This window comes from Phocaeicola salanitronis DSM 18170 (assembly GCF_000190575.1).
GTDB lineage: Bacteria > Bacteroidota > Bacteroidia > Bacteroidales > Bacteroidaceae > Phocaeicola > Phocaeicola salanitronis.
Genome location: NC_015164.1, coordinates 461,743 through 474,332 on the forward strand (window position 1 = coordinate 461,743; position 12,590 = coordinate 474,332).

At 49.8% G+C, this 12,590-nt stretch carries 7 protein-coding genes and 2 pseudogenes; 7 read left to right on the forward strand and 2 right to left on the reverse strand.

The window, feature by feature from the left end; all coding sequences use genetic code 11:
* Positions 1-310 precede the first annotated feature (310 nt).
* The 3 genes from BACSA_RS02125 to BACSA_RS02135 all read left to right on the forward strand — a co-directional run bounded on the left by BACSA_RS02125 (position 311) and on the right by BACSA_RS02135 (position 6,583).
* Complete coding sequence (locus BACSA_RS02125) at positions 311-535, forward strand: DUF7688 family protein (protein WP_013616482.1); 225 nt, start codon at positions 311-313, stop codon at positions 533-535.
* Between the two features lie 52 nt (positions 536-587).
* Positions 588-1,217, forward strand: coding sequence for a hypothetical protein (locus BACSA_RS02130; RefSeq protein ID WP_013616483.1), 630 nt, complete (start codon positions 588-590; stop codon positions 1,215-1,217).
* 392 nt (positions 1,218-1,609) lie between these two features.
* Positions 1,610-6,583, forward strand: a complete 4,974-nt coding sequence (locus BACSA_RS02135; protein ID WP_013616484.1) for an N-6 DNA methylase — start codon at positions 1,610-1,612, stop codon at positions 6,581-6,583.
* Between the two features lie 291 nt (positions 6,584-6,874).
* On the opposite strand, the gene BACSA_RS02140 is transcribed toward BACSA_RS02135, so the two are convergent.
* Together BACSA_RS02140 and BACSA_RS20510 are read right to left on the reverse strand one after the other, a co-directional pair.
* Positions 6,875-7,393, reverse strand: a complete 519-nt coding sequence (locus BACSA_RS02140; protein WP_013616485.1) for a GNAT family N-acetyltransferase — start codon at positions 7,391-7,393, stop codon at positions 6,875-6,877.
* Between the two features lie 297 nt (positions 7,394-7,690).
* Positions 7,691-7,989 (reverse strand): annotated as a pseudogene (locus BACSA_RS20510) (hypothetical protein); the annotation flags it as partial.
* Positions 7,990-8,331: 342 nt separating this feature from the next.
* On the opposite strand from BACSA_RS20510, the gene BACSA_RS02145 reads away from it, so the two are divergent.
* From BACSA_RS02145 to BACSA_RS02170, 4 genes and pseudogenes are all read left to right on the forward strand, one after another.
* Positions 8,332-8,742: a DUF4313 domain-containing protein gene (locus tag BACSA_RS02145; protein ID WP_013616486.1), complete on the forward strand. Its 411-nt coding sequence runs from the start codon at positions 8,332-8,334 to the stop codon at positions 8,740-8,742.
* Between the two features lie 820 nt (positions 8,743-9,562).
* Positions 9,563-9,976, forward strand: coding sequence for a single-stranded DNA-binding protein (locus BACSA_RS02155; protein WP_013616488.1), 414 nt, complete (start codon positions 9,563-9,565; stop codon positions 9,974-9,976).
* 102 nt (positions 9,977-10,078) lie between these two features.
* Positions 10,079-10,261, forward strand: a pseudogene (locus BACSA_RS02160) (hypothetical protein); the annotation flags it as partial.
* 461 nt (positions 10,262-10,722) lie between these two features.
* Positions 10,723-12,453, forward strand: a complete 1,731-nt coding sequence (locus tag BACSA_RS02170) for a ParB/RepB/Spo0J family partition protein (protein WP_013616489.1) — start codon at positions 10,723-10,725, stop codon at positions 12,451-12,453.
* Positions 12,454-12,590 lie beyond the last annotated feature (137 nt).

Here is a 12,590-nt window from a genome sequence, read left to right on the forward strand (position 1 = left end):
GTTAGAATGTTTTTTTGAGAAAGTTTCTTGCCTAATTATACTCTTTTACCACGTGTTGCACCCATTCAGCCCTGCAACCTTCAGGGACTTATTTTGCTGCGAAAGTATCCGGCCGTCACAATCCTGCCAATGCCGGCATACCGCTGGGGCGTGAAAATCTTCCTCTCCGTTGTCGAGCGTATTTTCCCGTCCGGCCTTGTCCGGTTGCTTCTTGCCGCCTTTCCGATGCAGAAAAATAATCCCGAAGTCGCACAGAGGGCGAACAGAGGGAAAGAAACAAACTGATGTTGAACATTAAAATTGAAAGATTATGACGGAAGAAATCAGACAGAACGGCAGCACAGTGCTGGCAAGTTGCAGCGAACACGCAATCCCTATGATTTTCAACAATCTGTGCGGGAAGAACTTTTCGGGCAAGGAATACCGGGACTATATCCGGTATATAGCACTCGGTGAGATGGGCTTCAAACCCGGACGTATCGAACTTTACAGGGATGGAGAACTATTGAAGTCTGGCTACATCCCCAAATTCTGACCCCATGTTTTTAATAATGACCATTAAATCATAAACAAATAACTTTATAAATATGGAATTGACTAATATTCATCCGGCAGAAGCCTATCTCCGTAACGAACAGAACCCATCGTTTTTGTATATCAAGATTTACGGGGAGCGTAGGAAATTATTTATCAACCGGGGTGGTGAAAATGCCATCGGTATCATTGCCAAGGGAAAGCGCAAGCGTGGCTACATCTTTACAGACTGGGACAACATCGAAAAAATCTACGCCCCCTCACAGGATAATGAAAAGGACAGGAACAGGAAACTACTCCTTAAATACCAGCGGCTCGCACGCCTTGCCACGCATACCAACAACTGGCTCCGGAAAATTGCCGTAGCCGACCCGGAAAAGTCCCTGTATGAGAACCATATTACGACAGGAACAGTAATTGACGGAATGTGCATCAGTCTGGCAAGAATTGAAAAGTATTGCGGCAGCACGAGCATGGCCCTTTTCAGAAAGGCATTGAAAGATGGCAAAACTTTCTCTACCAGTCGTTTTGATTTTTGCGGTTATGACGGTACGCTTTGGTGCGAACCGGATGGTGAGGGAGGCATGAAGGCTGGCTTCAGCAAGGAATACCGGGATTGTGGAAACGGTTATTACTATTTGCTTATCAATGACAAGTTCATGATTGGGTACGACATCGACTAATCCGTCGGAACAAAGCTAAGCCGTGTCGGGCAGAATGGCCCGGTACGGCTTTTTATCTTTCCGGTCTGCCGACGGCAATGGCCTTTATACTTTTCCATTCCCTTTTCTACCTGCCGGGCATCCTCCCTTTTCTATTCCGGCGTTTCCGCCCCATTCAGCCGTGCGACCTCCTGGGGAACTATTTTGCTGCAAAAGTAACCGACAGTCCCAGCCTTTGCCAATGCCGGCAAGCCGCCGCAGGGGTGAGCCGGGAAAATCTTCCTCTCCGCTGTCGAGCGTATTTTCCCGTCCAGCCTTGGCCGGGTGTTCCTGCCGACTTTTCGGAGCAGAAAAATAATTCCCGGCGGCCGCAAACAGGCCGAACAGAGGGAAGAAAAATAAAAGGTTAAGCTATGAGTTACAACAGATTGAAATCACTGGCGGCAAATGTGGCCGCCATAGAAACAGCGGTGACTGTCCACAAACAACGCAGGAAAGCCACACAGGAAGAGAAACAGGTATTGGCGCAGTATTCGGGCTTTGGAGGTGTCAAGGAAGTGCTGACTATCGGAACGCAAATCCCCATGCCCGAAGAACTGGCGGAGCAGACAAACCGCTTGCAGGAGGTTTTGAGAACTCTTACAGGAGGGAGCGAGGGGGATTACGACCTGCTGATGAACAGTATAAAGGCTTCCGTGCTGACTGCGTTCTATACGCCGGATTTCCTCATTGAAGCCGTCGCAGGTCAGATACACACCACATTCAGGGAGAACGGACTGCAGATGCGCAGCTTCCTCGAACCGAGCGCAGGCATCGGAGGTTTCCTGCCTGTGGCTATGGGCGGCACACACAGCTACGCCATTGAAAAGGACATAATTACCGGGCTTGTGCTTTCTCTTTTGCATGATGAAGCAACCACCGTGACAGGAGGGTTTGAAGCAATAGACAGGCAGGAGCTGGAGCATCGGAAATTCGATGTCATTGCATCCAACATTCCGTTCGGCAATTTCCGTGTGTTCGATACGGAATTTTGGAAGAAAGGCGGTATTTACGAACAGGCCACCAAGACCATACACAACTACTTTTTCGTCAAGGCCATGGAACTGCTTAACGAGGGCGGACTGCTGGCTTTCGTCACTTCAAGGGGCGTAGCCGACACGCCGGGCAGCAAGTTCGTGCGAGAATACCTTGTCAGCCATGCTGACCTTATCAGTGCGGTAAGGCTTCCCGACACGCTTTTCATGCAGACGAGCGGTATCGAGGTGGGCAGCGACCTGCTCATATTCCAGAAGCACATGCACAAGGCATCCCTCTCGCTCCGGGAGAAATATTTCCTGCAAGTCACAAAGGAAAATGTAAATGCGGACGGTGCGATGACGGAATATGCCAACAAACTGTTTTCCATGCCGAAAACCGTGCTGGCAACAGACAGCCGCATCGTGAAGAACCAATACGGCAAATATGTACGCAAACATCACTGGCTCGGCTCTGATACGGCAATGGCACAATACCTTTCCGCTTTGGTTAAATATGACTTTGACAGATATTTCCACAAGAGCCTTTTCATCGGACAGGACGATGCGCCTGTACAGATGTCGCTTTTCGGTGGGGCGGTTGCCGCCGTGCCGGACAAAGGCAGGAGGGCATACACCGGGGATATGCCCGGATGGATGAAAGAGGGGGCGATAGTGCTGTTCGAGGGACAGGTAGGAACGCTCCGGTTCCGCAGGTCAAGCCACTACGAGGAAACGGCGGTGGATTTCATGCCATTGGACGAGGGCAAGGTCAATGTGGAGAGGGCGGCGGACTACTTGCCGCTCCGTGAGGCGTATTTCGAACTTTCAACGAAAGAGAGGGAGCAAGAAAAGGAACAGGCGGCTTTGCGTGAAAGGCTGAACACCCTGTATGATGCCTTTGTCACCAAGTGGGGATATTTCCACGAGAACGACAACAGGGATTTCATCATGCAGGACAGTCTGGGCATGGAGGTCTATACCATTGAAATGCAGGTCGGCGACAACATCTTCAAGTCAGACATCATGCGTGAGCCTGTGGCTTTCAAAAAGATAGACACAGGTGTAAGACTGGCACCGTTCGAGGCATTGGCAAGCAGCCTCAATTTCTACGGCAGGGTGGATATGGGCTACATTATGCAGTCCACAGGCACGGATTGGGAAGAAGTCATGGAAGCTCTCAAAGGGGAGATTTTCTACAATCCCGTTGCCGGATGTTGGGAGCATAAAGGAAAGTTTCTTGCCGGGAATGTCGTAGCCAAGCACAAGGAAATGGCTTCATATATTCCCTCTTTATGCAACACCGAAAAGGAATGGACGGAGGCATCCGTGAGGGCGTTGGAGGAAGCCATACCCGAAACGATACCTTACGAGGAGCTTGACATCAACATGGGCGAGCGGTGGATTGACACACAGATATACGCCGATTTTGCGGCGGAGCTGTTCGGCGTGGAAGCCGAGGTGATGTATTTCGATGTGAACGACACCTACCTTGTGAGGCTGAAAGGCTATTCTCCGGCGGCGTACAACACCTATTCCGTGCGGAATTACAACGGTGAAGACCTGTTCGTCCATGCCTTGCACGATACCGTGCCGGAGATAACGAAAGAGATTGATCGCAACGGCGACAAGGTGCGTGTGCCGGACGAGGAAGCCATACAGGAAGCCGCCACCAAGATACAGGAGATTAGGGAGCGGTTCAACGAATGGCTCGACAGGCAACCGTTGGAAGTCCGGGACGAACTGGTAAGGGTCTATAACGAGCGTTTCAACTGTTTTGTAAGGCCGCACTATGACGGTTCGGCGCAGACCTTTCCGGGGCTTTCATTCGAGCACTTCGCCTACAAGGAGCTTTATCCCTCGCAGAAAGATGCTATCTGGATGATTAAGCAGAATGGCGGCGGTATCTGCTGGCACGAGGTGGGCACGGGCAAGACGATGATAATGTGCGTGGCGGCTTACGAAATGAAGCGTCTCGGACTAATTAGGAAGCCGCTTATTGTCGGATTGAAAGCCAACGTGCACGAGATAGCCGACACGTTCCGCAAGGCTTATCCGTCTGCCAAACTACTCTATCCGGGCAAGGAGGACTTCACGCCTGCCAACCGGAAAGAGGTGTTTGCTAAAATCAAAAACAATAACTGGGACTGCATCATCCTGACACACGACCAGTTCGCAAAGATACCGCAGTCGGAAATAACCATGATGGAGATTTTCTCCGAAGAACTTGCCGATGTGGAGCGCAGCCTTGAGGTATTGGAGAACTCCACCATGCGCTACCGCAGCAGGCAGATGCAGAAAGGACTGGAGAAGCGGCAGGAGAATCTGAAAGCGAAACTCGCCGAATTGCGGATGAAAATCAATGAGCGGAAAGATGATACCGTGGATTTCCATTCGATGGGCATAGACCATATTTTTGTGGACGAATCGCACATGTTCAAGAACCTCATGTTTCAGACACGGCACACGAGGGTAGCGGGCATCGGCAACACCAAAGGCTCGCAAAGGGCGATGAATTTGCTTTTTGCCATCCGTGACATACAGCACCGTACAGGCCATGACCTCGGTGCGACATTCCTCTCCGGCACGGTGGTCGTCAATGCGCTTACCGAGCTGTATGTGATGTTCAAGTACCTGCGTCCTCATGAGTTGAGACGGCAGTCCATCAGTTGTTTTGATGCGTGGGCGGCGATATTCACGAAGAAAACCGCTGATTACGAGCTGAACGTGACAGGCTCAATCAAGCGTAAAGAGCGTTTCCGTACCTATATCAAGGTGCCGGAACTGGCGATGTTCCTGCGTGAGATTACCGACTACCGCACCGCCGACATGATTAACCTCGATGTGCCGCAAAAGAATGTGCGTTTCCTGTCATACGCCCCGACCATCGAGCAGGAGGAAATGATTGGGCGGCTGGTCTCCTTTGCGCATAGCGGACAATGGGAGGATTTGGGACTTGACATCCCCGAACCGGACAACCTCGACAAAGCGAAGATGCTCGTTGCTACCAATGTGGCACGCAAGATGGCTCTCGACATGAGACTGCTCGGAGACAAGTTCCATGACGATGCGGACAACAAGGCTTCTGTCTGTGCAAGGACGGTATATGACTATTATGTACGTTCCAATGCCAACCGGGGTACACAGTTCATATTCAGCGACCTTTCCACCTACAAGACGAATGAGTGGAACATCTACACCGACATCAAGGACAAACTGGTGCGGCTCGGTATTCCGGCGGATGAGATACAGTTTATCCAGTGCGCCCAGACCGAGAGGGCGAGAAAGAAACTCTTTGCGGACATGAACAGCGGCAGGGTGCGTGTGCTGTTCGGCTCGACTTCCATGCTCGGCACAGGTGTGAACGCCCAGCAACGGGCGGTGGCGGTGCATCATCTTGAGGTTCCCTGGAGGCCTGCTGACTTGGAACAGCGCAACGGCAGGGCGGTACGCAAGGGAAACACCGTCAAGCTCTGGGGCGGCAATGTGGTGGATATAGTCATCTACGGCACGGAGAAGACGTTGGATGCCTACAAGTTCAACCTCTTGCGTAACAAACAGATGTTCATCAATCAGATTAACAACGGCACGATTGCCGTGCGCCGCATTGACGAGGACAGCATGGACGAGGACAACGGCATGAACTTCGCAGAGTTCGTGGCCATCCTTTCCGGGAATACCGACCTGTTGAACAAGGCGAAACTCGACAACAGGATTATGCAGTTGGAAAAGGAACAGGCGATTTTCAAGAAAGAGCGCACCCGTGCCGAGCACAAGATTTCCGCCAACAGGCAGGACATCGAAAAGGCGGAACGGTTCATCGCCCAGGTCAATGCCGATAGGAAATACATCACGGCTTACACCGGAGAGCGGACGACCCTGCTGTTGAACCTGCCGCAAGCCACGGCAGAAGAAACCGGGCGTGAACTGCACCGCATGGCGAAAACATACCGCAGCGAGGCATACGCCACCATTGGCAGCTATATGGGGATGAACCTGCTGGTACGCAGCGAATACGACTTTTCCGGGACATTCGACCGCAACACGTTCTATGTCGAGGGCAGAAGTGGATTGAAATACCGTTTCGGCGTGTCGGGTGCGTTGCCGCTGGGGTTTGTCGAGTCGGCGCAATATCCCCAAACCACATTAGACAAACTGCCGGGCATCATCGACAATCAGCGCAAGAAAATCGAAAAACTGCAAAGCGAGCTTCCCACCTTGCAGGAAATCGTCAGCCGCAGATGGAGCAAGGCGGACGAACTTGCACGGCTCAAGCAGGAGTGCCGGGAGCTTCAGCGTCGGATAGACGAAGCCCTCAAGGAAGCGGAACAGAAACCGCATCCGGCACAGGAGGACATCGACAAAGCTGCCTGACCGTAATTCATATTTTAACCTTTACTCCCTGTCCGGTCGTGATGGCCGGGCAGGTTTTTCTGTATGGTATGCCCTGTGCGGCCCGCCCTGCCTTTATAGGCTGGCATCTGCCTTTTTTATCCTCCTTTTCCCTTTTTATCTGTAATAAGCACTGAAAATCATCAAATTGCAAGAGAATCACCCTGTTTTACATCCAAGAATGTTAAGTTGAGTGTTTTATTATTTCCACCGATTCTTAAAACCATCCTCTGCGTATGGCGGGCACATGGTAATATACTGTTTTTGAATCCATCATATGATTAACTCCATTTCTATGCAATTCCAAATCTCACCGAGGCAAGTGTAGCTTTCTGTCTCTTCTCTTTGAACTTGCTTGAGCCCTGCGGCTTCATAACAATGTATTGCAGATGGATTATTTTCAAATACACCAAGCGTTACTTTAGTTGCGCCTAATTCTTTGTGGGCATAATCAATAGCCATACCGACAAGCTTTTTGCCCAGACCGAGACCTCGCTTTTCATCATCAACTATTACGAATCCAAGTCGCCATTCTGAATTTTCAGGGGTTGGCTTTCTGAGTGTTATATAACCAATGACTTCCGCAGCATCAACCATAGTAAGAGCAATTGATGAATGTCCGTCTATGTATTTGTCATGATGTGAGTTAATATCATCTGCTGTGACAGGATAACGCGAATACCTGTCGGCACACCATTGACGCATTTGATACTCGCTTTTCAGCCATCCGGCAATAATATTTGCATCATCCGGATGGAATTTTCTTAATCGCAAAAGAATCTCGTTGCTCATATTCTATTGTTTATCTCGCTCCTCAGCCCAACAGAGCGGATTATTAAATGCAGAAGCGTGGACTGCAACGCAACACTTAGTTTGTAGGAAACCTTTGATACAAATGTGACAATAATAACCCACGCTATGTGCGTAATAGTCACTATTCTATTCTTGCATCAGTTTCTGAAATTCCTACGTTCACAAATTACAAGATGAGCATAACGCTTCTTTTTTCTTATGTCTTGGGAAGAGTTACCTCTATCCGAATACAAAATTAGTTATTATATTGATGTTTGAGTATTATATAGAACGGATTTATAACTTAAATTCTCTACTTTTGCTTGGCTCTTCTGTCGGTCTTCGTAAACTATGCCGTAATTTATCAAACTGTTCTTTGAACATGAGAAAACCATTTATGCGTTTTTTCAAATAAAGAGAGTTCAGCCAGGAAATTTCCCTGTCTTTGGCTTCAAGCTCTTGAGTGTGTATTCTTAAAGATCGCGTATCTGTTTTCCGTGCTGTTTCTGCATTTGTTGCATCTTAACTTTTAATTCATCAATTTCTTTATCACGCTTGGCAACTTCCTGACGCAATTTTGCATTGACATTATCAATGATTAGAAATTTTATGATATTTCTTGAATGTATAGGTTTGAGAGCCTTTTTATCGTCTCCCTTTATATCTGTCTTTCAATCCTTTTATATCTTTGTCCTTGCAGTCCGTCCTGACCTTCCGGCTTATTGTTCCGCGAAAGTAACGGATAACAGCTGCACCTTGCAAATCCTCACGGCCTGCGGTGGCCGACGGAAATCTTCCTTCTCGGGGAGAAGCGTATTTCTGTCGCCAGATTTGTCCGGTTGCCGTTATCACTTTCGTGGTGCGGAAAAATAAATCCGGCGAAGGTCTTTAAGGACCGAACGCAGGGAAAATAAAAAACGAAATTAAAAATTTGAAGTATGGAAAAAAACAGTGAGAAAAAAGTGGTCGTTGACGGTTTGACGTTAAAACTTCTGCGTAAGGATGAAAAATGGGTCTTCCCGTTTGTTACCTACTACCAGCACGGACTGGGCAGCCCAATCTGTCTGGAATTGCTTGAATATAAAGAAGACAGCAACGGTTTCGAGCCGGAGGCAGTCATAACCGTCAATCTTCCGGGCGTGGAGCGTAATGCCGGCTGCCAGTTCATCGACACGAACAACAACGGAGAAGCGGTGCTGGACTGGCTCGTGCTTTATGAGTTAGGTGTACCGACCGGCAGATACGCCGCTTCCGGCCATTGCATGTATCCCGAAGTGGACTTCTACCGGAGCGAGCGCTTCATGCGTCAGAAAGAATTTTGCGACAGGCATTTCAACTTCGTCGGCTGACAGGCAGGGGAGGGCAGTCATATTGGGCTGCCTTCATTGCCGGCAATTCCCTTTTTATGGCATACCGTCCCGGCATTTCATCCCTTTTCTACCCGGCTTTTCCCGCCCATGAAGCAAGGTAGGAGGTCTGTGCCGCTGTCCGCTCCTCAATCCAAGGTACGGAAGGCTGTGCCGGAGCACCGCCAGTCCGATTCTTGCCGCTCCATGCCGGAGCTTCGACAGATGTCGAAACAACACGGTATTCCGCTATGCAAGGCTTCCTGCCGGATCTTGCTCTGGCACATTCCGCCTTTAATCCGTATCTTTTCTTTCCGGGCCGTCAGTGTCATGGGCAAACGGTGACACATCCCGCTTTGCGCCGGCCTCCATATATTCCGGCAGATCTCAAGGCGGAAAGAGTCCCCTTTCTGTTTGCCTGGCAGACCACTATTCTCTACCCGCCCAAGCCGTTTCTCCCGTTATATCATCCTTTCCCTCTGCTTTTATCCCCGGCAGGGCCGTCCGTACAGTTATAATCGGTGCGACTTTATGCTTTCTCCGGATGCTTTCTGGCAGTCACCGGTCTGGTTTTACCGCTGCAAATATAGGCCGTCGCGCCTGTCCCTTACGTTTTGAAGTGCATTTCTTGCAAATTCTTCCTTGACAGCCGGGGCTGCCAAGAGTAATTGGCAAGAAAAAACGACGTGTGCGGCTTTGCCGACAGCCTTTGGTTGCAGCATAAAATCCCGACAGCGGTTCAGACAGAAAGGAACCGAAAAGAGGGAAAATAAAAGAAAGGTAACGGCAGGACCAACCACCTTGCCACAAAACATTTTATATTATGTTACATGTACACACTATCGGACGCATCGGCAAAGACTGCCAGGTGATTGCAGGAGCCCACGGCTCATTCATGGCTATGAACATAGCCGTTGACGATTATGCAAAGGGACAGAACGTCACCACATGGGTAAAGGTAAGAAGCAACAAGGAGAACCACATCCGGTTGGCTGAATACCTCACCAAAGGACGGCTGGTACTTGTTGAAGGCACGCTCTCATCTTCCCTGTGGACGGACAAAAACGGGGAGAGCCAGATTCAGCTTTCCATTACGGCGGAGAGCATCGCATTCATCAATACTGGCAAGAAGGACAGTTCGGCTGGCAGCCCGGACAACATGGCTGCCACTACGGACAGCACACCCGTTCCCCCTGCCGATATGCCGCAGGACGACAAGGACGACCTGCCATTCTGACAAAGGCATCCCGGTAACGGTATGGACTGGACTATGGTATATGCCGGTTCCGGTTTACGCTCTGGACAGAAAGAAATAGGAACAACCCTAAATGATAGAGATATGAGTAATTACGATTTTATAAAGATTGGAAACAAGGTTTTCTGGCATGACCCGGACGGCGGTTTGTCGGACGGTGTGTATCAGGTGGTGGATGTCCCGGAGGAAATCGAAGAGGACAGTATCATTTTGATAGCCTCGGACTATTCGGAGGCGGAAGTATTCGCAGCGGAACTGTCGCCGCTGTGATTTTCTTCAGGTGGCATATCGGAGTTGCCTGATATGCTGCCTGTTCCGCCAATCCTTTTATACGATTTGTGGAAAAATTACCTTTTGTATTTGTCAAATATCACATTCTTTTATACCCATTTATAGCGTTCATCCACACCGTTTCCATCTCCGGCAAACCCGTTTCCCTTTTCTATACGGCCGGGCCTTTATCCTCTCCTGGTCATTCCTGCTGTCACCGGCCATTGGTTTTATCAGATGCGAAGGTCGGCAGTCGCGCTTGATCCGTCGGCTTGAAGTGCATTTCTTGCAAAATTCTTCCTTTCCGTGAAAGAGTAATTTGGCAAGAAAAGCCGCCGTATGAAGCTGTTCCGACGGCCGGAACCTGCATCCATAAAACCCCAAAGGCGGTTCGGCAGAAAAGAACCGACAAGAGGGAAAATAAAACACAAGTTATTAACAAATTAAATTTTTGAATTATGGAAGCAACAAACATGAAGTCAGTAGAGAAGAACATCGCATCGGTAGCATTGGCAGACATTCAGCCGAGTAACTACAACCCTCGCAAGACCTTTGACGAGGCGAGCCTTGCCGAACTTGCCGACAGCATACGGCAGCAGGGTGTCTTGCAGCCCATAGGTGTACGCCCCATTGGTGAAAATCGCTTCGAGGTTGTCTTTGGCGAACGCAGATACCGTGCATCGCTCATGGCAGGACTGGAAACCGTTCCGGCAGTCATATACGAAGTGTCGGACGAGGTAGCCGAGGAAATGGCGGTCACGGAAAACCTGCAGCGCAAGGACGTTACACCCATAGAGGAAGCAAACGCCTATCAGAAACTGATAGAGAGCGGACGGCACGATGTGCATTCATTGGCTGTTCAGTTCGGCAAGTCGGAAGACTATATTCGCACACGGCTCAAATTCACGACTTTGATTCCCGAAATCGCAGCCCTTTTGGAAACGGACGAAATCACAATCAGTGTGGCAAGTGAAATCTGCCGATATGGTGAGGACATACAGAGTGAGGTGTACGACAGGCATCTGAAAGATGGAGTCATATACGGCAGTTGGCGTGGCATGAAAGCCGTAGATGTGGCGAAACGCATAGAAAGTGATTATACGACTGACCTTGACCGCTATTCCTTTGACAAGACCCTCTGCAAGTCCTGCCCGCACAACACCAACAACATGATGTTGTTCTGTGAGGGCAGTTGCGGAAAGTGTGCCAACAGGAAATGCCTTGAGGACATGAATGCAGCCTATCTTGTGGAAAAAGCCATGCAGATGTTGGCAGACCATCCTACCGCTTCGCTTGCTTATTCTATCTTTTACACCTGCAACGACACGACTGTCAAGCGGCTTGAGGAACTTGGCTACGAGTTGGAGAGATTATCATGCCGCCATGAGGACTATCCCGAACTGCCCGAAGCACCCGAAGCGGCAGATTACGAGACCACGGAAGAATACGAAGAAGCCCAAAGGGACTTCGAGCAGGAGCAGGAAGATTACAAGGCTGAATGCGAGGACATATTACGCCGAAGTGAAGAGGGGGAAATATCGCTCTATGTTCTTATCGGTAACAAAGACCTCTTTCTCGGTTATGTGGAGAACTCCGCAACGAATACGGCAAACGGCACATTATCGACAAAGGAGAAAGAACTTACTCCGCTTGAGAAACTGGAAAAGCAGGACAAGCGCAATAAGGAAATCGCCCTTGAAAAGACGGTTGCGGACACCAAGAAGCGGATTTTAGAGGTGGATGCCACAGATACCAAGTTCGGAGCTGACGAGGACAAGATGATTTATTACTTCCTCCTTTCATATCTCCGCAGGGAGCATTACGCAGCCGTAGGCATTGAGGACGAGAATGTGTACTACCTTTCCGACAAGGACAAGTTGCGCATCATTGAAAACCTGAATGGCAAGGCGAAAGCCGTTATCCGCAGGGACTTCTTGATTTCCGAGTTCCAAGACGCACCGGCCAGCGATGCCGCAGCCACCCTCTTGCTCCGATTTGCGGAGAAGCACATGCCCGAAACGCTTGCCGAAATCCGAAAGGGTTATGATGAAGTCTATGAGAAACGCCACCAGCGCATCGAGGAAAAGAAAGCAGTCCTCATGGTGCAGGACAAAGCCAGGCAGGAAGCGGAGCAGCAGGAAGAACCGCAACCCGATGAAACGCCACAAGCCGAAGATGTAGCGGCTTGACCTTTCCATAATTCAGTTCAGAAGCAGGGCGGAGAAATCCGTCCTGCATACTGTTGTGTTATGTGGTGCGTCGGTCATGCCTTTTTTAGTGAAAGCCACAAGGTGCGACGGCGGCACCATGCCGCTGCTATCCCTTT

Excerpts from the sequence above, each read along its gene's own strand:
- BACSA_RS02125 (WP_013616482.1), top strand. The coding sequence starts at position 311 with ATGACGGAAGAAATCAGACAGAACGGCAGCACAGTGCTGGCAAGTTGC.
- BACSA_RS02130 (WP_013616483.1), top strand. The coding sequence starts at position 588 with ATGGAATTGACTAATATTCATCCGGCAGAAGCCTATCTCCGTAACGAA.
- BACSA_RS02135 (WP_013616484.1), top strand. The coding sequence starts at position 1,610 with ATGAGTTACAACAGATTGAAATCACTGGCGGCAAATGTGGCCGCCATA.
- BACSA_RS02140 (WP_013616485.1), bottom strand. The coding sequence starts at position 7,393 with ATGAGCAACGAGATTCTTTTGCGATTAAGAAAATTCCATCCGGATGAT.
- BACSA_RS02145 (WP_013616486.1), top strand. The coding sequence starts at position 8,332 with ATGGAAAAAAACAGTGAGAAAAAAGTGGTCGTTGACGGTTTGACGTTA.
- BACSA_RS02155 (WP_013616488.1), top strand. The coding sequence starts at position 9,563 with ATGTTACATGTACACACTATCGGACGCATCGGCAAAGACTGCCAGGTG.
- BACSA_RS02170 (WP_013616489.1), top strand. The coding sequence starts at position 10,723 with ATGGAAGCAACAAACATGAAGTCAGTAGAGAAGAACATCGCATCGGTA.